We start from the raw sequence: 20,084 nt of genomic DNA, 5'->3' as shown, positions 1-20,084 counted from the left end.
CGACCATTTCTAGTTCATATTGTTGGGGGGTTTTGTCTCTAAGCATGGTGAATCCATGTTGTTCACTATGCTCATTAGATCAAAGGCCTGGATCTGCGTCCAGGCCTTTTTCAACAGTCTGAAGCCCCTTTATAGGGGCTTTTTCATTTACATCTCTTCCTTGCGGTAGGGAATATCCTGCTCCAAGGCTTCTATCTTTTTGGTCAGCTCCATTGGCGAGCCGGTATGACGCGCCAGCCAGTAATAGGCGGTGGGCACCACAAACAAAGTCATAAACGTGGCTAATAGTACCCCGGCAAAAATCACCATACCAATCACCATACGGCTCTCCGACCCAGGGCCAGTGGCCAGTACCAGAGGCAGGGAACTGAAAATAGTAGTAAATCCGGTCATCACAATGGGTCGCAATCGGAGTCTTGCTGCACGTTTAAGGGCAAACTCGAACTCCATTCCAGCATCGCGTAACTGGTTGGCAAATTCGACGATAAGGATACCGTTTTTGGCAGCCAGACCAATCAGCATCACCATGCCGATTTGGCTGTAAATATTGATAGTCATGTCAGCCAGATAGAGTCCGGCAAAAGCCCCAAGCAATGCCAAAGGTACGGTCAGCATGATCACAAAAGGATGCACCCAACTTTCAAACTGGGCCGCTAACACCAGATAAGTTACTACCAATGCCAGAGCAAAGATAAACAGAATGCTATTGCCTGACTCTTGGTACAGCTGGGACTCGCCTTTGTAATCCACCGCCACGTTACCTGACACCTCGGTTTCCACCAGATCTTTCAGATACTCAATGGCCTCACCGAGACTGTAGTCGTCGGCCAGGTTGGCACTAATAGTGATAGCCCGCATTCTGTTGTAGCGGTGCAAGGTATCTGACGTGGCCGTTTCCTCGAGGCTTAACAAGTTATCTAAGGGGATCAACTCATTGCTGCGATTGGAGCGAACATACAAATTATCGATACTTTGTGGGCTACGATAATCCTCTTTGTTTCCTTCCATAATCACATAATATTCCTGACCGCGATCAAGGTAGGTCGACACCCGGCGCTGCCCCAGCATGGTTTCCAACGTGCGTCCGATATCGCCGATGGACACACCCAAATCTGCCGCCCTGTCCCTGTCGATATTGACCAGAATTTGTGGCCAGGTTTCCTTGTAGTCACTATCCAGCCGGATAAGACCGGGATTCTCTGCGGCTTTGGCCAAGATCTTATCCCTGGCTTCCACCAATTCTTCATAGGTATCGCCTTTGAGCACGAATTGTACCGGTCGACCCAAGCCTCCACCGCCCAAGCTGCTGCGCATGATGGCAAAGGCACGAACATCGGGTATATCAGACAGCTTCTTACTCACCTCCCCCATCAAAGCAAAGGTTGAGCGCTCGCGTTCATCCCAAGGCACCGCACCAACGATGGCGATGCCCGCCGAACCACCAAAGCCCGGCGTGCGCACCAGCACCCTGTCCACCTCGCCCTTATCCAGGTAGGGCAGGAGTATGGACTCGACCTTGGTCAGATTACGGCTATTACTTTCGAAACTTGCTCCCTCTGCAGCCTGCATCAGGATAAAGAAGTTACCGCGATCTTCCTTGGGAACAAACTCACTGGGCACTTCCTTGCTGAGACCATAGAGGCCAAGTAAAGACACCAACACTAATGCAGCACTGGCCCAAGGTTGATGCAAGCTTTTACTGAGCGAGTCGAAGTAACGGTTTTCTAAGCGCAAAAACGCAGAGTCCACCAAACGGCCAAACCAACTGACACGCTCTTGTTTTTTCAGTAAGCGCGAACACATCATCGGTGAAAGCGTCAACGCGGTAAAACTGGAGAATGCCACAGCAGCGGCAATAGCCACCGCAAACTCAGTAAACAGGCGGCCGATATTGCCCTGTAAAAACACCAATGGCAGAAACACCGCGATCAACACCAATGTGGTGGCAATAACAGCGAAACCCACTTCTCTGGCACCGCGATAGGCCGCTAGCAGGGGTGGCTCGCCCATTTCAACCCGACGGTATATGTTCTCAAGCACCACTATGGCGTCGTCCACCACCAGGCCGATGGCTAATACCAACGATAACAGCGTCAGCAAGTTGATAGAAAAATCCAGCATGTACAGCACCATAAAGGCCGACACCAAGGACAAGGGCACGGTAACAGCAGGGATCAGTGTGGCTCGCACGTTACCCAAAAACAGGTAAATAACGACCACAACCAGGCCCATGGCAATAGCCAGTGTTTCGTACACTTCTTGAATAGATTCTTCGATAAATACAGAAGAGTCGTAGCTGGGTACGATAAAGATATTGGGTGGCAGACTTTCTTCTAACTCCTGAATGGCCTTTTTGGCATTACGCGCCACATCCAGGGTGTTGGCCTTGGACTGCTTAACAATACCAAGCCCAATCATGTTTACACCGTTGCCGCGAAACTCGGTTTCATCATCTTCAGCAGCGAGTTCTACACGTGCTACTTCACCCAGTTTAACCAGATAACCGTCTTCACCGGCTTTAATGGTTAACTGCGAAAAATCCCGGGGGGTCAGGAAGCTTCGAGCCACCCGAACTTCGAAATCCCGGTTGTCAGATTCGATCACACCTGCAGGTAATTCCACGTTTTCGGAACGAATCACTCGCTCAATATCCTGCACGGTGATATTACGCGCCGCCATGGCGTTGCGATTCAGCCACACTTTCATGGCATAGGTACGGCCACCGCCAAGCCTGACCCTGGCGACTCCATCGACCACAGCCAGCCTGTCTACAACATAGCGATCCGCATAGTCGGTCAACTCCATCACCGACAGACTGTCGCTTCGCAGGTTGTACCAGACCACCACATCTTCGTTTGAGTCTGATTTAAATACTTCCGGTGGATTGGCCTGATCAGGCAAGTTATTAAGGGCACGGCTTACCCGCTCGCGAACATCGTTGGCAGCGGCGTCGATATCGCGGTGCAACTGAAATTCAATGTCGATGGATGAACGGCCATTGCGGCTCTCTGAGGTAATATTTTTTATCCCCTCGATGCCACTGATCCTGTCTTCCAGCAATTGGGTGATTCTGGATTCAACAATAGATGCTGAAGCTCCAGGATAGTCAGTATTAACGGAGACGATGGGCGGATCCACATCGGGGTATTCGCGCAGGGACAACATGCTGACCGCCACCACACCAAAAACCAGCAGCAGCAGGTTGACTACGGTGGCAAAGACCGGTCGTTTAACGGAGATATCTGACAGCAGCATTTCAGCCCTCCACTACCTTGACCTTGGCGCCATCACCGAGGCGTAGCGCCCCCTCAATAACCACCCGCTCGCCTTCGTTTAATCCGGATATAATCTGCGCGGTGCCAGGCTTACGATAGCCCACTTTCACTTCGGTCTTTTTGACCATACCCTGCTCATCTACCACAAATACAAATTGCTTGTCATCGATCGGAATAAGCGCTCCTTCTGACACCACCAAGGTATTCAGCAAACGCTTATGCAGGTTGATTTGCAGTAGCATGCCGGGGCTTAGCAGAAAGTCTGGGTTATCGATGATGGCACGCACCTGGATAGAGCGCGTAATGGGATCTAGACGGGAATCCAAGCTGCTTATTTCCCCTTCAAACACCTTATCTGGATAGGCGACGGAATGCGCTTGCACCTTTAATCCCTTTTGTACGTCAGGCAGATGCACCTCAGAGATACTGAAATCTACCTTCATCTGGTGCACATCGTCTAAGGTAGTGATGACTTCTCCGGGCCTGACCAACGCTCCTTGACTCACCCGACGAATTCCCAATTTTCCTGAAAAAGGTGCCCGAATCTCCAGGTCGGCCAGTTTGGCATTCACTACTTCAAGCTGTGCGGTCAAGGCTTTTACTTTAGCTTCCTGCTCGTCCAGTAACTGAGCCGAAGCCGCATTTTCGCGGGCCAGATTGCGGATCCGGGTTAATTGCCGTTTCGCCTCTTGCAGACCAATTTCCAACTCATTGACTTTGGCCTTTTCTTCGCGATTGTGAAGGGATACCAGCAATTGCCCCTTTTTCACCCTATCACCATCATCGAATCCAATACTGTCTACCATTTCGGTGCTAAGCGCCGTGACTTCAACAGACTCGTTGGCTTTGGCCGTGCCTAAAGCCTCAATGACCACGGCAAAAGGTTGCTGCGTAACTTGCTCCACCACCACAGGCAAGGGTTCGTTCACACGACCATTTTTGCCTGTCTCTTCTCGGGTAAAGACATATAGGGTCATTCCCGCCACCGCTATTAAAACCAACAATACGGGGGAAAGATGGATTTTCTTCATGTGTAAACCTGTAACCTTGGCATCAATATAAAATTACAAAATGCTTATTGCCCTTTAAGCCGACAAGCAGTGTATGATTGGCGCAAATTCGAATAGTTATACGTAGCATTTTGCGACTAAGTTTATATTTTGTCAGTCTTTTTGCGCTTGTCTCCTGTACTTCGGAGACACCACCAGACCCCATGTGCAGGGTCAGTGAGCCGGCTCGGGAGGATATCGCCGGCCAGGGTGCTTGCCTAATCAAAATCGACCAATTGATGCTTACCATAGCCCATCGACATTCCGATAGGCAGGGCTTGCCGTCAGACAAGGTGAAAACGGGAGAGTCGGCGCAGTGTGCTGCACACAGAGCCACATGGGAAACCACAGGTTTTAATGTGGAAGTAGGTACATTTTTGGGCGCAGATAGTGATGGCGTTCGCGTTTATGGTTGCCAGCTTCAAGGGAGCTTTGGTGCCGAGTTTGTTGAGTTTCCGGTACCGGCTTGGGCTGAAGACAATATTCAGTCAATAAAACTTATTGACCCCTATGAGATTCAATTTCGCGATTGGCAAAAAGAGGAGGATCTTTTACTTATCAGGGCCTATTTCGACCAAGTTGAATAACTATTAAGGGCAGGTTTTCTCTCTTACCCTGCTAAAGCGCCGTTTTCACCTGTTACCTTGCCACCAGCATAATCAAATTGGCATCCAGCCAGTTCAAGAAAAAGTCAAATGCGCCAATAATTTGGCCAAGGCCAGAATTTAAGACTTACCAAGGCAACGATTCCAAATTGGGTGTTTTCGCAGCACTTACAAAATCATCCTCCCTAAAGAGCACAGTTTTTAACTTAGTTAACGCCTATAAATGGCGCTAAAAACACTAAAAATGAAAGTGACCTGAGAAAGCCTAACTCTTTACCAATTGCTGGTTTCTGAGTTTATGCTCAAACCATAATGCCATATAGTCCTGAGTGATCTTTTGTTCTATCTCAATAGCCTGTTCCGTTGGGCAAAATATGGTAATTCTCGCTTCAGTATCCCCGAGGTGATTGGTGGTGAGACGGATATCTGGCTCTGGCCCGGAAATGGGGACTTCCAATCTCTTCTGAATAAGATTGCTGTATCGCACCGCCACATCCTTAAAGTGCTCGCAATGGGCTGCAGCACGCTGCAACAGTTCATCTTTGAATGTAAAAGGGTTAACACTTTGGTCTCGTACCAGCACAAAGGTATGGGTACTGTAGCGCTTCAGGAAATTAAGATTTTTAACCGGGTTAGTGATCAGTAAGTTATTCGGTAAGGTCAGGGTTTTGCCACTGTATTCATAGTTATGCAGGTCTACTTCCAACAATGTCAGTTTAAACCAATCTGACTCTATTACCTCGCCACTATGATTGCCTACCTGGATCCAATCCCCAACGCGGAAAATACGGGTACTGGTGGCGTAGATAAAACCGGTGATGCATTGGATAAACTCGCGGGTGGCGAGCACGATGGCAACGGTAAAGGCAGCAATGGACAAAGCCAGATTTTGAAGTTCACTGGACCAGATCCCCAGCAACAATACAAACAGGCTGAGATTGGCGGCATTTTTGACCGTATTGACCAGGTGGCGTTTATCCTGCGCCTTGCGCTTGGCTCGCTTACGGATAAGGCCGATAAGCCACTGTCGACAACTTAACAGCAGGATAATCAGGCAGATAGACAACAACAGCTTGTGCTGCAAGATCCATTGCACCGCAGCCCCAATATCAAAGGTCAAGAAACTCTCCTACGACTATCTTCAAGTAAGATCAGGGTTGATGCAAAGGCAAGGCTTGGATGCGTCTTTCAATCTCTGCCACCATTTCCTGGTACTGAGGACTGTCTACCTGCTCAAACTGCGCGACAAACTGGGCTTTACTTAACCCTTCGGGAAGCCCATCTATAGCGGGCATATAGTCTGCCTCGCCATTAGAGGCCGCCATGCGGGTTTGCACAAGAACGGCGCGCTCAGAATCAAGTGCAGCGTCCGCCAGATGAATACCCGCTTTATCCGCGGCCAGATCCACAAAGCTATAACCGGAGCCTGTAGCTGCCCTGTCCATCAATTCCTTGAACTCACCAATAGCATTACTCAGCCCTCGATCTGAGAGCACTTTAAGTGCCATGGAATAAACAAAGTGCAATGCTAAATCAGCGCGTTTTGCCAATACCAATGGCCTGTCGGTGCGCGCAGTATGCCCGGAGGAACTTGGCAATACACCAACCAGTTTGCCGAAATGACGACTGCCGGCATACATTGACAGCGCCATCATGGCTGCCTCATTTTCATCCTCAGGATCGCCCTCTTCTTCCGCCCGGGCTTTGGCCGCTGCAAAAAGGGGTTTCAGATACACATCCAGGGACACTGGGGATACACCGCGCGGGAGCTTTACCTGCTCCAACAAAGAGTAGTATTCGCCTATTTTCCTCGATCTGTCCTGCTCTTTGGGTGTGGACAAGTTTTTCGGCAATGTCCTCAGGCGTTCAACCAATTTGGCGATGGCCGCCACATCCACTTTGATACTGTCTTCTGCCACTCGCACGCCACGAACTCTTGACGCCAATTCACTGGCAATAGAGTCGCTTATCTGCCAGTCAACAAAGCTCACCAGCATATACAGAACGCGTTCGCCAGAAATCGAAAATTCCCCCGCATTCAGCGGCCCCAACTGCAATCCTTCGGCATTCAATAAATCAACGCTTACATTGATATAGGGACCGAAGGGATTCTGCGGTAATTCGACCGTAGCCATGACTCTTGCCCGATCTTCCATCAAGTCGACTTTGCCACTTAACCTCGGAAAGGCACGCTGTGCAAAGCCGGTCAAACTGTCCAATTGTTGACGGGTAAAGGTCAGGGTTTGCGGAGCGCCGCCACGGGCAAGGATCCAACGCACTTGTGGCCATAATTCATTAATGGTCTCCGCATCCGCTACCTGTTGTGCACCATCGGCAATAATCAAAGGGCGATCATCAGTTAATAAAAACGCCACCGTGACACTGAGAATGCTGGCTAGTAACAACAGCGTGAACAGCAGCCATACCAGACCTTTGGCCACCAAGGACATCACCATGCCCGGGCTCAGTCGAAAAGACGATTGGGGAGACGCTTGCATGCTAGTGGTCATTCACTTAAACCTGTGCCAGGTTACCTTTGGCTTCCAGCCAATCTTTGCGATCCGAAGCGCGTTTCTTGGCCAGCAACATATCCATCAATTCCATGGTTTGCTCGGCATCGTCAACGGTCAATTGCACCAGGCGTCGCGTATTGGGATCCATAGTAGTTTCGCGCAGCTGCAGAGGATTCATCTCCCCCAGTCCCTTAAAGCGCTGCACATTCACTTTGCCTTTTTTATGCTCCGCTTCGATGCGATCCAAGATCCCTTGTTTCTCACCTTCATCCAAAGCGTAATAAACCTCTTTACCCACATCAATCCTGAACAGTGGCGGCATCGCAACGTACACATGACCATGGTCAACTAAGGCCCGGAAGTGTTTAACGAACAACGCGCATAACAAGGTTGCAATATGCAGACCATCGGAGTCCGCATCAGCCAGGATGCAAACTTTGCCATAGCGAAGAGCAGAAAGATCGTCCGAATCAGGGTCGATGCCAAGGGCTACAGAAATATCGTGAATTTCTTGTGAGCCCAAGACCAGATTGGACTCCACTTCCCACGTATTGAGGATTTTTCCCCGCAGCGGCATCACCGCCTGGAATTCTCTGTCTCTGGCCTGCTTCGCTGAGCCACCAGCAGAGTCACCTTCCACCAGAAATAACTCTGAGCGACGGATATCCTGGGTTGCACAGTCGGTCAACTTGCCCGGTAAGGCGGGTCCCTGTGTCACTTTCTTACGCTCAACTTTTTTCACCTGGCGCAGGCGTCGTTGAGCGTGACTGATACACATCTGCGCCAATTGCTCGGCAACCGCCGTATGCTGGTTTAGCCAAAGACTAAAAGCATCTTTAACCACCCCGGAGACAAAAGCGGCCGCCTGGCGCGAAGACAAACGCTCCTTGGTTTGGCCGGCAAATTGGGGATCCTGCATCTTGGTAGATAAGATATAGGCACAGCGGTCCCAGATATCTTCCGGGGTCAACTTAATGCCTCTTGGCAGCAGGTTTCTGAATTCGCAGAATTCGCGCATGGACTCCAAGAGGCCCTGGCGCAAGCCATTTACATGGGTGCCACCTTGTGCAGTAGGGATCAGATTGACGTAACTTTCGGTCAACAGCTCGCCCCCTTCCGGCAGCCAGATCACGGCCCAATCAGCGGCTTCGTGATTGCCGGAAAAGCTCCCCACAAACGGCTTTTCCTCAGGGATGGAAGGCACTTCGCCAACAGATTGCAGCAAGTAATCCTGTAATCCATCCAGAAAACACCATTCATGGCTCTCACCGCTGATTTTGTCCTCAAAGCGGATTTTCAGGCCAGGACATAGTACGGCTTTAGCGCGAAGCACATGCAGCATGCGTGAAACGGAAAACTTGGCCGAATCGAAATATTGCTCGTCAGGCCAGAATCTGACTCGGGTGCCGGTGTTGCGTTTACCGCAACTGTCGATAACCTGCAAATCCTCTACTTTGCCACCGCTGGCAAAAGCCACCTGATATACCTGTCCATCACGACGAATGGTCACTTCCACACGCTTTGAAAGCGCATTGACCACCGAAATACCCACACCGTGCAAACCGCCGGAGAATTGATAGTTTTTGTTGGAGAACTTACCGCCGGCATGCAATTTGGTCATGATCAATTCGACACCGGAGATCCCCTCTTCCGGGTGAATGTCCACTGGCATTCCTCGTCCATCGTCGATGACCTCGAGGGACTGATCTTCGTACAAAACCACTTTGATACTGCTGGCATGTCCTGCCAATGCCTCATCGACACTGTTGTCAATGACTTCCTGCCCCAAGTGATTAGGACGGGTGGTGTCGGTATACATCCCTGGGCGGCGCTTAACCGGATCCAGACCACTTAATACCTCAATGGCATCGGCGTTATAACTTTGATTGGACATGCTGATTCATATTACCGAATTGGGTTTTTATCAGTTCTAAGATGGGTTGGCCGGCACAGCCGGTTAATCCATTGATGGTATCAACATGGGGCCTGCGGAGCAATTCCCTGGCAAGCCTCATGGTCAAACAAAAATTCAATGATGGCACTAAGATAGCGCTCAAATCCGGAAAAAGCATGGCAACCGCCAGGCTCCAGGGTGAGCTGACAATCCTGATAGCGCTTTATGGCCCAGCGGTAATCCAGGGTTTCATCGCCTTCTTGTTGTAATAGCCATAAACGCCTTGGGTGTTTGGGCTCAACACGCATATCACGAAGCTGATTAACCAGTGCCTTAGTCACTTCGACGCGCTGTCCGCTGTAGGGATTTTGATGAGTGCCAGTCATGTTCTCAAGTAGCAGGTCAGGGTCTACGGCGGGATTGACCAGCACAGCGTTTAGCTCAAAGCGATTAGCCAAATGTGTTGCCAGAAAGCCCCCCATGGAACTACCCACTAAGCCAATCCGGGCGCCAAGATAAGGTCGAAGCGCTTGCTCAGCCTGGTCAAGTGCCTTTGTCGGTATATCATCCAAAGGCGGTACCAGCAGGTTGATATCAGGATGATACTGTCTTACGTATGCGCTAAGTTGCTGCGCTTTTAATGATTGGGGCGAACTTAAAAAGCCATGTAAGTAAATAAGAACGTTATTCAGCTTAGTTCTCCCCTGCCAGGCGCATAACATCGGTAGAGCAGCTTCCATCGGCCGCCAAGTGGATCAGACGAAACCCCGGCGCCTCGTCGGCAACGGCAAAATCAGAGGAGAGCTGCCACTGCCAGCAAGAAGAAGGGCAGGCAAGAATCTGCGCCCTTTCGAATAACTGTTGCTGATCACTGTGGATATGGCCATGTATCACCACTTTGACCTGATGGCGACCAGCGATTAGCTGAAGAAACAGCTCGCGGTTTACCCATTCATGCCGGTCCATCCAGCTATGTGTGGGCAAAGGATGGTGATGAACGGCAATTAAATGGCTCGCGTCTGGCTCACTGTCCAGCTTTTTCTCAAACGCCTTAAGCTGCTTGTCGTCAACCATGCCTAGCGTCCCGATGTAATGGCTGTTTAAGGCATGCAAGCGCCAATTTCCGTGCTGGATAGGATGCTTTAACCACAGCAGTTGCTCAGTAAACAGGGCTTGCATCAAATTCGGGGCATCGTGATTGCCGGGGATAATATGCCAGGGGATATCCATACCCGATTGCTGCCAAAGCTGTACAAAATGTTGGTAGCTTTGCTCACTGAGATCGCCACTGATATCACCCGTAAAGATCACCCTGTCAGGCTGCACTTTGGCAACCTCTGCCAATACCCGTTGTAAGCTCTGATAGGGATTGATATTGCCATATCCCAACCTGTCGGGGTCGGCGAACAGATGGCAATCGCTGACTTGTGCTAGACGAAGTAACATCGTCAATCGGTATTCTGGCGGATAGAGTTGTCGGCCCGGTGCTGCAGACAGAACACCAACCAGTCAGCCAGAAAGTGATTGACCAGCTCTTTTTCATTGCGCTGGTGCATCAGGCGATTGGGATAAGGATAGCTAGCCCTGAATTTGCCCATATGCTGAAAGCCGAGCACTTCAGCCATGCGCGCATCATGGTACAGGCGAACCTGCATCACAGGTTGTAAGTAGGTTGGCATGCCCTCTGATACCTGACGCATTTCCAATGTGGTGGTGTAGGGCTCACAGAGCTGTATTCTGATTAGGTAACACAAGCCACTGGCGACACCAAAGCGATATTCCAGGTTGTCATGATCCAGATCCGGTAACAGCCGAATCAAGCGACCGTAGTTCACTTCACAGACGGCCTGCAACGTTGCCAGTCTTGGAACATACTTTTTTAGGACTTGTCGCTCTGCCATTGGGCTACCAGTGTTGATTTGTTTAAGGCGAACCATTGCAAGGCAATCAGTGTCGCCGCGTTATCTACGCGTCCATTTTGCACAAACTGAAGGGCCTCATCCGCTTTAAAACGATGCACCCGAATATCCTCATTTTCAGAATCCAGACCATGGATCCCCTCAGCATTGGACGCGTCGCATTCTCCAATATACAAATACAAACGCTCCGTGGTGCCCCCCGGACTGGACAGATAACTGAGCATGGGTTGTAGGCGATGAATTTTCAACCCAGCCTCTTCCATTGCTTCGCGTCGGCACACCTGTTCGGCGGTTTCTCCGGGGTCGATAATGCCGGCCACGCATTCAAGCAGCCAAGGATACTCCGAAGTCGCCAGGGCACCGGCCCGGAATTGCTCAATTAACACCACTTCATCCAATACTGGATCATATGGCAGCATCGCCACGGCATGGCCCCGTTCGAAAATTTCACGATGGATCTCACCACTCCAGCCACCGGCGAAGAGTCGGTGCCGAAAACGGTACTTCAACATGGTAAAAAAGCCTTTGTATAAAGGCTCCTTGGCCAGGATTTCAACGTCTTTGCTATCAAACCGCTTATTCAAAACCAGGCTCCTTTTTCCCCTGTGACTCTGCACTGCCAGTCAGGCTGCTAGACTAGCATATTGACCATCGGGACATAAAAGAACCTTTAATCACAACGCCCTGAGGGTGGAATTAATATTCTGTTACACTTGAACAAGGGGTGTTACCCTTATTCAGTTACAGTTAACGCTTGATTTCCTTAGACTTTGCCGCATGTTTGCAAATCTTGCAGCGACACCGTATTCACAACACCGGTGATACAATAAGTGAGACACTAACCAGGAAAGCACATGAAAAAAACCATTCTGTCTCTGCTTGTAGGCTTTAGCGTGGCCTCTCAAGCCTTTGCAGATGATCTTTACCAAGTTTATCAGCAAGCCATGCAACACGATCCCGCCACTTTGGCCGCCAAGGCCAGACGTGACGCCGCCTACTCCTCGATCGACAGCAGCATGGCTGCGTTGTTACCGAGTCTGGGCTTGGGATTAAGCGCCGATCGCACCGGTGGGGATTCTGACATAACCTCTAACAGCGCTTCATTGCAGCTGACACAGTCGATTTACGACCACAGTAATTGGCAGCGTCTGGATCGCGCCGAATTGGTGGCAACTCAGGCCGATGCTAATTACGCGCAGGTAGCTCAAGCCTTGATTTTGCGTACCGTGAGCGCCTATTTCAATGTACTACAGGCACAGGATGATCTGGATTTTGCTCGTGCCGAAAAACGTGCCATTGAACGCCAGTTAGAGCAGACTAAACAGCGTTTTGCCGTGGGTTTGACTGCCATTACTGATGTACACGAAGCGCAAGCCTTGTTTGATAATGCCGTGGCCTCAGAAATTTCTGCACAGAACCAAGTAGAAGTGCGTTTGGAAGCGCTGCGGGAAATTACCGGCAGCTATCACGGTAACCTTAACGTGCTCAACACCCAAAGCTTCAGCGCTAACCAACCTATGCCAGCTCAGGTGGAAGGCTGGCTACAGATTGCCGAAGACAAAAACCTGAACCTGATGGTTGCGATGCTCGGTGTGGATATTGCCAAGCAAGACATTGAGGTGGCCAAAGCCGGGCACTATCCAACCGTTGATTTGACCGGACGTTTGAGCAGCTACGATGAAGATCGTAATGGCGTTGAACTACCAAGCCGCGCCAATACCAACTACATCGGTCTGGAAGTCAAGGTGCCAATCTATTCTGGCGGTGCAACCACAGCAGCTACCGACACGGCCAGACATAACTTTGTGGCCAGTAGTGAAGATCGTGAGCAGGTATACCGCTCGGTAGTACGCAGCGTGCGTTCAAACTACTTTGATGTTACCGCTTCCATCTCACGCATTAAGGCGCTGGAGCAAGCAGTAGTATCGGCAGAGAGTGCACTAAAGGCTACCGAAGCGGGTTTTGAAGTGGGTACCCGTACCATTGTCGATGTGCTCAACAGCACCCGTAATCTGTATGATGCCAAGCGTAACCTCTCCGGTGCCCGCTATGGCTATATCAACAGCACGTTAAGCCTGAAACAGGCAGCCGGCACCCTGTCCGATCAGGATGTACAGGATATTAACCGCGGTTTGAGCGCGCCAGCGCAAAGCTAACAGACCAATAGCGGCAAAGCACCAGCATCCTGCTTTGCCGCTCTCTCTTTTTAAAAAGCACAAGCATTCCCCCCTACTCTGGTGTATAAACTGGAACATGTTGTATTTCACCGCCCCTGCTTCACCGGGGCGTTAAGTAAATGAAAGATAAGGCGACTTCCTTCGATATAGCGCATCTGGCAGGGGTATCTCAGTCCACTGTCTCAAGGGCACTGCGTAATAGCCCATTGGTCAATCAGGAAACCCGGGACAAGGTCCAGGCTATCGCCCGCCAGCTTAATTACAAGGTGGATAAGAACGCCAGTAGCTTGCGCCAGCAGCAAAGCCGAACGATTGCGCTGTTACTGTTTGAAGACCCTACCTCTGACGACTCCATGATCAACCCGTTTTTCCTGTCCATGCTGGGCAGCATTACCAAAGCTTGTGCACTGGCGGGATATGATTTGCTGGTCTCTTTCCAACATTACAGTGATGATTGGCACGCAGATTACGAAGACACCAATAAGGCCGACGGGATTATTCTGCTTGGCTACGGCGACTACGTGGACTACCAGGATAAACTCGCCAAACTGGAGCGCCAGAAAACCCATTTCGTGCGCTGGGGAGCGGTAGATAAAGATCATCCGGGTCTTTCCATTGGTTGTGACAATTTCCAGGGCGGAGAGCTGGTTACCCGTCACTTAGTGTCTTTGGGACGTAAACGTTTCGCTTTTGTTGGTGGCGCCGACAGCCATTGCCCTGAGTTTTTAGAACGCTTCAACGGAATGTGTCAGGTTCTTAAACAGGCTGGATTGGGTAAACCACTAATGCAGATAGACGCGATCACCACCGAAGAATCCGGCTATCAGGCAACCATGCAGCTGCTGCAGAGCAATACAGAGGTGGATGCCATTGTCTGTGCCAGCGATCTGATTGCGATTGGTGTACTTAAGGCCCTGCGCGATAAGGGCATTGCCGTGCCGCAACAAATTGCAGTAGTGGGCTATGACAATATCCAACTAGCCAGTTTTGTCCATCCTCCATTGACCACGGTCCAGCAGAATACCAAGCTTGCCGGCGAGTTATTGGTCGACAGCCTGATTCGTATGATTAAAGGTGAACAGATCCAGCCCCAACTTTTACCGGCACAGCTTATTGTGCGCCGTTCCTGTGGTGGCGAAGCCGGCAGCTAAGCCGTAGCGCTCTCTTCCATATTGTCCTGCTTGGCCGATGTTGAGCGTCTGGGATGCATGCGCTGACTCAGCTCTGCCATAAATTTCTGTCTGTTTTTAGGCGAAATCAACAGATAGCCTTCGCTGGAATCAATTTCCAGTCGACGCTTGGAAAGGGCTGGCGCCCATAGGAAGTTATGAGTCGGCCCTATCTTGCGGATCCCTTTATATGACAGAGACAGCGTCGTTAATCCGCAACGCACCAACAATTGGTCACTAGTCAGGATGTAATGACAGGGCAAGATAAAGCGAAGACAAACAATGGCCGTAATCAGGGCCACCAGTATCAGCGATACGCCAATCCAAAGCGTTTGCGCCATGACCCAGACTCCCAGTGCCGACAACAACAGCGGCCCCAGAATCAAAACCATAATCGTGCCGACATCCACTCGTGACCGGTATAAAGACTCAGAAGAATTCGAAGACAACTGCTAATCCTTGCCCTTAGCAGACCAAAACCAGGTGATGGCACCTAGGCATGGTGCCCTGCCATCCACCATTTTAATACGCCCCATTGCCGGGGCGTGGGGCTACTTAGTGGTGATGACCACCTTCGCCATGCACATGACCGTGCTCAATTTCTTCGGCACTGGCATCACGCACATCTAACACTTCCAGATCGAAAGTCAGGGTTTGACCGGCCAGAGGATGGTTCAAATCCACTGTTACCATGAATTTGCCCACTTTCTTCACTTTGACCTGACGTTGACCGTGCTCGGTATTCACCAATGCCAACATGCCGGGCTTCCATTTATCGGCACCCACCAAATGTTTCACCGATACCCGTTGCTCAGCGCCCTCTTCATATTCACCGTAAGCATCTTTGGGCTCCAAGGTAAGAGAAAGCTTATCACCGGCACTCTTTCCTTCCATGGCCTGCTCGAGCGCGGGCATGATATTTTCATGACCGTGCAGGTAATAGATGGGCTGGCCGTCACGGCTGCTGTCCAACTCTTCACCTTTCAAGTCTTTCACTTCGTAATGGAACTGAACCACTTTGTCTTTGCTGATTTGCATAAGTCTTACCGACATCAATTTTGTTGGCGCGAAATTACCATAGCCGCCAAGCGAATACCATTTCCTTGCTCAGAAAGCTGGCTATCTCAAGATTTATTTTGCGGTCTATGATCACAAGCCATTGTCACCTGTTAGCATAATCTTCACGACATTCTCCGGAGGATCGCTACATTGAAGCTGTTCTTTCTAATGGTTGCTTGTTTATTCTCTTCATTACTTCAAGCCCAACACAGCTATCAGGGCATACATGGTATGGTCTTGTTAGCGGGTCAGACTCATCTTTACGCTTACCACTTACCCCTTTATCACCCTCCCCATGACTACCAGATACTGTACCGGCTGACGCTGCCTGATGCGCAGAAAAAAGAGGTCATGGGTTTATTAAAAAATGAAACAATGGTGACATTAGAGCCAGCCTCATTTGACCTGATGCAGTTGATACAGGGTCAACAGCTGGAAGTAAAAGCCAAGCTTTATCAAGGGCATTTTGAACGCAATGGTAAGTTGTTGGAAGAGACCACAGTTGCCTTTGTTGAACCTCTGTTCGTTGCCCAGATTACCCGTCAAAATGAGGGGACGACAGCGCGGTATAGGCAGGTCACTTATGACCAAGATGTGTTTTTGGTCCACCTGATTGATCAAGCCCCCAGTTTTGATCATATTCTCGCTCTGCCAACAAAAGGGGCTGCCTTTAACGTGGAAATCAAAGAGCCTGAAATGATGCGCGAGCAGTTAATACTGCAATTACCCCAAGCCAAAGAGCTATATTGGGAAACCCAAGACTTCCAATAACGCTGTCGCTCAGAAGCCAAGTTCATCGCCTGTTCAATCAATGGAGCACCAATTTATGGATTGCTATGTCATACACGATGACTCCCCCGAGATACTGGAGTTGTTGCATGAACGCAGTGAGCAACTTCTTACTCGTACGTTCGGCCTCGATCCACTGCCACCAGCAAACTGCAGGGTGTTGCTGTATCTCAGTGATGAATTAGTCAAGCAGCTTTGGCCCCATGCGCTGAGTTTGGAGTGGGAACTGGGGATTTTGCCCCACCCCAAAGCCAAACAGGCCAATCGCGCCTATGGTACCGGTAAAATTAAACTGGTCGATGCACTGGACACCCTGATTGACGCCAAAGCCATGCCGGTGGATATGCTGCTTTGTAACGAGACACCGGTATTTACCAGCGTGATTATCGGCGAGTTGCTGGTATTCAACCTAAAGGATACCTCCCATGCCTTGTCCCGTTGGCAGGCCATTCGCACGGCCATCGGCAAATTTAACGCGTTACGCCTGCGAGCCTACAACCTGTTGACAGCTAACGATCAGAAAACCCGGGTGGCCTTGCTGGGGATGATGATTCTTGAACCCAACCACCGATTTTTGCTGGGTAAAGGCGCTTCCGATTCCCTAGAGCCCGCCGACCGCAGGCTATCCATGATCGCTGTCGCACCGCGCAGCGTGGTGGCTTTTATTATGCTGTTGATTCGGTTTCTGTTGTTTGGCCGCTTCGAGTCGCGCAACCTGCCGGAAAGTATTGGTTTGGCCCGCTCGCGCAAGTTACAGATTGAGTCCAGCGACGGCATCGACTATCAATTGGACGGTGTAGCTTTAGGGGCCAAGAAGCTAGTTTGTGAAGTCCAAGAACGCAGTATTAAGCTGTTGACCACACAGGCTGAAAAGCAAAAGGCCAGTCTGGATACGGGCCGCGATCTGATTAAGCTGGGTCATTTACCTTGCGGCAGCGCGGTGGCGGAGTTGGCCGAGAAGCCTATCCCTATGTTCCACCACGCCTCCGAAGATGAATTCAGGGAACTGTTCCGAAGCTTAAGAGACAGCGCACAAATGTCGCCTGCCTTTTTGGTGCTGATGGTATTAAGCGTACTGCTGGCATTGACAGGATTATTCGCCAACTCAGCTCCTGTTATTATCGGTGCGATGATTCTGGCGCCATTGATGGCGCCGATCATCAGCCTGGCCATGGGCTTGGCCCGTGCCGATACCAGTTTGCTGCAAACCTCTATTCGCACCTTGGCTGGCGGCACGATGCTGGCTCTGAGCTGCGCCATGGGGATCACCTGGTTGATGCCGCTCGATACCCTGACCCCGGAAATGCAATCACGCCTCACACCTACCCTGCTTGATTTAGGGGTGGCAGTTATATCCGGAATTGCCGGTGCCTATGCCAACGCCAAAGAAGAAGTAGCTAAGAGCCTGGCCGGCGTGGCTATTGCTGTGGCCCTGGTGCCTCCGCTGGCGGTAGTGGGTATAGGACTTGGCTGGGCAGATCTGGTCATGGCCGGCGGCGCCTTTTTGCTATTTATCACCAACCTGGTGGGTATTGCCCTGTCCGCAGCACTAACGTTTTTAGTATTGGGCTTTGCACCTTTTCATCTGGCTCGCCGCGGTGTGGGTGTATCTCTGGCATTCTTAGCCATTATCGCTATTCCGCTTTACCTGTCCTTTGGCAAGTTGGTTGAAAAAGGGCAAATCTACCGAAGCCTGCCCCAAGGCAAAATGGAATTGATGGGGAAAGAAGTAGAATTGCTGCCACAAGATATTTACCTGGAAGAGCCGACCCGCGTTGCTTACCGGTTAATGGCGCCAGCACCATTGAGCCCATACCACTTGGATGCCTTAAAAGCAGAATTGGAACTACGATTACAACGCCCGGTTATCTTGGAAGCGGAAGTCAGAATACGACGCTAAGAAGAATGATGAGCAACTGGCAGCTATTCGCAGCATTCGTGCCTATTCTCAGTCCGATGATACTGCTTGCCGGCCTTCGCATAAAAGCCGCTAAGGCCATGCCTCTTAGCCTATTGCTCAGTGCCGTCAGTGCTTATTTTGTCTGGCAAATGGCCATCATGGAAATGGCAGCATCCGTTTTGGAAGGTTGGGTGATTGCGCTGTCTATCTTATGGATTATCTTTGGCGCCCTGTTTTTGCTCAATAGCCTGAAGCAAAGTGGCGCACTTGATGTAATTCGCCATGCTTTTTTCACCCTCAGCGAGGACGCCAGGGTTCAAATGATCCTGATTGCCTGGCTGTTTGGCAGCTTCCTAGAGGGCGCATCTGGCTTTGGCACTCCGGCCGCCATCTGCGCCCCGCTTTTAGTCAGTCTGGGGTTTTCGCCTCTGGCTGCAGTAACCCTGGCACTGATAGCCAACTCCACCGCAGTCTCTTTTGGTGCTTTGGGTACCCCGGTATTGGTGGGTTTGGCGCAGGGCCTCAATTTAGATGATGAGAATCAGTTGCAGAGTATTGCCCTGCACGCTATCGGTATCGATATCCTGATTGCCAGTGCGCTGCCACTATTGCTTTGTGTGATCCTAACCCGTTTCTTTGGTGACAAGCCCAGCTGGCGGGCAGGATTTGCCATGACGCCCTTTGCGCTGTTAAGCGGGCTTGCTTTTACGCTACCAGCCTATCTGGTGGCTTGGTTATTTGGCCCGGAGTTTCCGTCTTTTGTCGGTGCATTGTTTGGCCTGCTTCTGGTGAAAGAGATGATCGATCGCAGAATTGCCCTGCCCCGTCAAACTTGGCGCCTCAATTCCAATCCCTCAGCCCCAGCCAGCAATGTATCTTTTGGCCCTTTGCGTGCATGGTCTCCCTATCTCCTACTGGTTGGTCTGTTGGTTGTCAGCCGCCTCAGTGCCTTACCCTTCAAAGGCTGGCTGCAATCTATGGTGTTGCAGTTTGAAAACCTTCTGGGTACTGCCATAGACGCTAAAATTGCTCCTTTGTACCTACCTGGCACCCTGTTTTTTCTGGCTGCATTGTCCTGCCACTATTTTCATCAAAGCCGATGGAGACAGACCTCCGCAGCGCTTCAGATCAGCCTTAAAACCTTAATACCCAGCATTGTTTCTCTGGGAACAGCCGTTCCTATGGTGCGGATATTCTTAAATTCCGGATACAACCACAGCGGGATGGAGTCCATGCCTATTGCCCTTGCTCACTGGGCTGGAATGCAGTTTTCTGATGTCTGGTTGGCTTTGGCACCTTTTGTAGGCGCCACAGGCTCTTTTATCGCTGGCTCAGCCACCTTCTCTAATATGATGTTCTCTGGATTTCAGCAAAGCTTGGCTTTTAAATCCGAATTGCCTCAGGAGGTGGTACTAGCCCTGCAAATGCTGGGCGCCAATGCCGGTAATATGATTTGTGTCGTCAATGTGGTGGCAGCGGCCAGTGTGGTCAATTTGGCCGGGCAAGAGGGGCGAATAATACGCTTTACCCTTTTACCAATGCTTGGCTACTGCTTGTTGGCATCCTCTGTGGCGTTTATTTTATACCTGTAACAAAGGCATCCTGATGGATGCCTTTCAGATTGATGATAAACCCCACCATTTTGGTGGGGTTTTGTTTTTTAGGGCCATCCAGTGAGTTTTCCGTGGCTCCTTACCTATTGATGGGATCGGCTGATTTTTTCTTAAGCGTGATT

At 50.5% G+C, this 20,084-nt stretch carries 17 protein-coding genes; 6 read left to right on the top strand and 11 right to left on the bottom strand.

Going from position 1 to position 20,084, the window contains the following annotated elements:
• Window positions 1-147: 147 nt before the first annotated feature.
• On the bottom strand, window positions 148-3,255 hold the full coding sequence (locus P2G88_RS19205; RefSeq protein ID WP_275799186.1) for an efflux RND transporter permease subunit: 3,108 nt from the start codon (window positions 3,253-3,255) through the stop codon (window positions 148-150).
• Window position 3,256: 1 nt separating this feature from the next.
• Window positions 3,257-4,306, bottom strand: coding sequence for an efflux RND transporter periplasmic adaptor subunit (locus P2G88_RS19200; protein WP_275799184.1), 1,050 nt, complete (start codon window positions 4,304-4,306; stop codon window positions 3,257-3,259).
• A gap of 182 nt (window positions 4,307-4,488) precedes the next feature.
• Here P2G88_RS19200 and P2G88_RS19195 point away from each other — a divergent pair, with 182 nt between their 5' ends.
• Entirely contained in the window at window positions 4,489-4,911 is a 423-nt protein-coding gene (locus P2G88_RS19195; protein ID WP_345798890.1) for an NUDIX domain-containing protein, read from the top strand.
• Window positions 4,912-5,194: 283 nt separating this feature from the next.
• On the opposite strand, the gene P2G88_RS19190 is transcribed toward P2G88_RS19195, so the two are convergent.
• From P2G88_RS19190 to nudF, 7 genes are all read right to left on the bottom strand, one after another.
• Complete coding sequence (locus P2G88_RS19190) at window positions 5,195-6,049, bottom strand: mechanosensitive ion channel family protein (RefSeq protein ID WP_275799181.1); 855 nt, start codon at window positions 6,047-6,049, stop codon at window positions 5,195-5,197.
• Window positions 6,050-6,080: 31 nt separating this feature from the next.
• Window positions 6,081-7,439: a hypothetical protein gene (locus P2G88_RS19185; RefSeq protein WP_275799179.1), complete on the bottom strand. Its 1,359-nt coding sequence runs from the start codon at window positions 7,437-7,439 to the stop codon at window positions 6,081-6,083.
• Window positions 7,440-7,443: 4 nt separating this feature from the next.
• Window positions 7,444-9,336, bottom strand: coding sequence for a DNA topoisomerase IV subunit B (parE, locus tag P2G88_RS19180; protein WP_275799174.1), 1,893 nt, complete (start codon window positions 9,334-9,336; stop codon window positions 7,444-7,446).
• Between the two features lie 80 nt (window positions 9,337-9,416).
• Complete coding sequence (locus tag P2G88_RS19175) at window positions 9,417-10,058, bottom strand: YqiA/YcfP family alpha/beta fold hydrolase (RefSeq protein WP_275799171.1); 642 nt, start codon at window positions 10,056-10,058, stop codon at window positions 9,417-9,419.
• On the bottom strand, window positions 10,030-10,782 hold the full coding sequence (locus tag P2G88_RS19170; protein WP_275799167.1) for a metallophosphoesterase: 753 nt from the start codon (window positions 10,780-10,782) through the stop codon (window positions 10,030-10,032). The genes P2G88_RS19175 and P2G88_RS19170 overlap by 29 nt, the downstream gene beginning before the upstream one ends.
• 2 nt (window positions 10,783-10,784) lie before the next feature.
• Window positions 10,785-11,237, bottom strand: a complete 453-nt coding sequence (locus P2G88_RS19165; protein WP_275799164.1) for a DUF1249 domain-containing protein — start codon at window positions 11,235-11,237, stop codon at window positions 10,785-10,787.
• Complete coding sequence (gene nudF / locus P2G88_RS19160) at window positions 11,216-11,845, bottom strand: ADP-ribose diphosphatase (protein WP_275799190.1); 630 nt, start codon at window positions 11,843-11,845, stop codon at window positions 11,216-11,218. Before nudF ends, P2G88_RS19165 begins: the two co-directional genes overlap by 22 nt.
• 264 nt (window positions 11,846-12,109) lie before the next feature.
• On the opposite strand from nudF, the gene tolC reads away from it, so the two are divergent.
• Both tolC and P2G88_RS19150 read left to right on the top strand, forming a co-directional pair.
• Window positions 12,110-13,411, top strand: a complete 1,302-nt coding sequence (gene tolC / locus P2G88_RS19155) for an outer membrane channel protein TolC (RefSeq protein WP_275799161.1) — start codon at window positions 12,110-12,112, stop codon at window positions 13,409-13,411.
• 140 nt (window positions 13,412-13,551) lie between these two features.
• On the top strand, window positions 13,552-14,583 hold the full coding sequence (locus P2G88_RS19150; RefSeq protein ID WP_275799159.1) for a LacI family DNA-binding transcriptional regulator: 1,032 nt from the start codon (window positions 13,552-13,554) through the stop codon (window positions 14,581-14,583).
• Here the strand turns inward: P2G88_RS19150 and P2G88_RS19145 are convergent.
• Together P2G88_RS19145 and P2G88_RS19140 are read right to left on the bottom strand one after the other, a co-directional pair.
• The gene (locus P2G88_RS19145; RefSeq protein WP_275799157.1) at window positions 14,580-14,993 is read right to left on the bottom strand and encodes a PH domain-containing protein; all 414 of its coding nucleotides are present in this window, start codon (window positions 14,991-14,993) and stop codon (window positions 14,580-14,582) included. The genes P2G88_RS19150 and P2G88_RS19145 overlap by 4 nt on opposite strands.
• 163 nt (window positions 14,994-15,156) lie before the next feature.
• Entirely contained in the window at window positions 15,157-15,639 is a 483-nt protein-coding gene (locus P2G88_RS19140) for a peptidylprolyl isomerase (RefSeq protein WP_275799154.1), read from the bottom strand.
• A gap of 171 nt (window positions 15,640-15,810) precedes the next feature.
• Between P2G88_RS19140 and P2G88_RS19135 the strand changes: the two genes are divergently transcribed.
• The 3 genes from P2G88_RS19135 to P2G88_RS19125 are packed head-to-tail and all read left to right on the top strand — an operon-like array spanning window position 15,811 to window position 19,941.
• Window positions 15,811-16,431 carry a hypothetical protein gene (locus P2G88_RS19135; protein ID WP_275799152.1) on the top strand — a complete coding sequence of 207 codons (621 nt, stop codon included), beginning with the start codon at window positions 15,811-15,813 and terminating at the stop codon, window positions 16,429-16,431.
• A gap of 55 nt (window positions 16,432-16,486) precedes the next feature.
• Complete coding sequence (locus P2G88_RS19130; RefSeq protein WP_275799149.1) at window positions 16,487-18,349, top strand: TIGR00341 family protein; 1,863 nt, start codon at window positions 16,487-16,489, stop codon at window positions 18,347-18,349.
• Window positions 18,350-18,357: 8 nt separating this feature from the next.
• Window positions 18,358-19,941 (top strand): L-lactate permease, encoded by a 1,584-nt coding sequence (locus tag P2G88_RS19125; RefSeq protein WP_275799146.1) that lies wholly within the window; start codon window positions 18,358-18,360, stop codon window positions 19,939-19,941.
• Window positions 19,942-20,084: the final 143 nt, after the last annotated feature.

The organism is Aliiglaciecola sp. CAU 1673, from assembly GCF_029223185.1.
GTDB lineage: Bacteria > Pseudomonadota > Gammaproteobacteria > Enterobacterales > Alteromonadaceae > Bowmanella.
Note: the sequence above shows the minus strand (reverse complement) of the source record. Positions and strands in the feature narration are given on the sequence as shown.

Coding starts and splice junctions, on each gene's coding strand:
- P2G88_RS19170 (WP_275799167.1), bottom strand. CDS start 10,782: ATGTTACTTCGTCTAGCACAAGTCAGCGATTGCCATCTGTTCGCCGAC.
- P2G88_RS19195 (WP_345798890.1), top strand. CDS start 4,489: ATGTGCAGGGTCAGTGAGCCGGCTCGGGAGGATATCGCCGGCCAGGGT.
- P2G88_RS19205 (WP_275799186.1), bottom strand. CDS start 3,255: ATGCTGCTGTCAGATATCTCCGTTAAACGACCGGTCTTTGCCACCGTA.
- P2G88_RS19150 (WP_275799159.1), top strand. CDS start 13,552: ATGAAAGATAAGGCGACTTCCTTCGATATAGCGCATCTGGCAGGGGTA.
- P2G88_RS19200 (WP_275799184.1), bottom strand. CDS start 4,306: ATGAAGAAAATCCATCTTTCCCCCGTATTGTTGGTTTTAATAGCGGTG.
- parE (WP_275799174.1), bottom strand. CDS start 9,336: ATGTCCAATCAAAGTTATAACGCCGATGCCATTGAGGTATTAAGTGGT.
- P2G88_RS19175 (WP_275799171.1), bottom strand. CDS start 10,058: ATGTTATGCGCCTGGCAGGGGAGAACTAAGCTGAATAACGTTCTTATT.
- tolC (WP_275799161.1), top strand. CDS start 12,110: ATGAAAAAAACCATTCTGTCTCTGCTTGTAGGCTTTAGCGTGGCCTCT.
- P2G88_RS19165 (WP_275799164.1), bottom strand. CDS start 11,237: ATGGCAGAGCGACAAGTCCTAAAAAAGTATGTTCCAAGACTGGCAACG.
- P2G88_RS19130 (WP_275799149.1), top strand. CDS start 16,487: ATGGATTGCTATGTCATACACGATGACTCCCCCGAGATACTGGAGTTG.
- P2G88_RS19140 (WP_275799154.1), bottom strand. CDS start 15,639: ATGCAAATCAGCAAAGACAAAGTGGTTCAGTTCCATTACGAAGTGAAA.
- P2G88_RS19125 (WP_275799146.1), top strand. CDS start 18,358: ATGAGCAACTGGCAGCTATTCGCAGCATTCGTGCCTATTCTCAGTCCG.
- P2G88_RS19185 (WP_275799179.1), bottom strand. CDS start 7,439: ATGACCACTAGCATGCAAGCGTCTCCCCAATCGTCTTTTCGACTGAGC.
- P2G88_RS19145 (WP_275799157.1), bottom strand. CDS start 14,993: ATGGTTTTGATTCTGGGGCCGCTGTTGTTGTCGGCACTGGGAGTCTGG.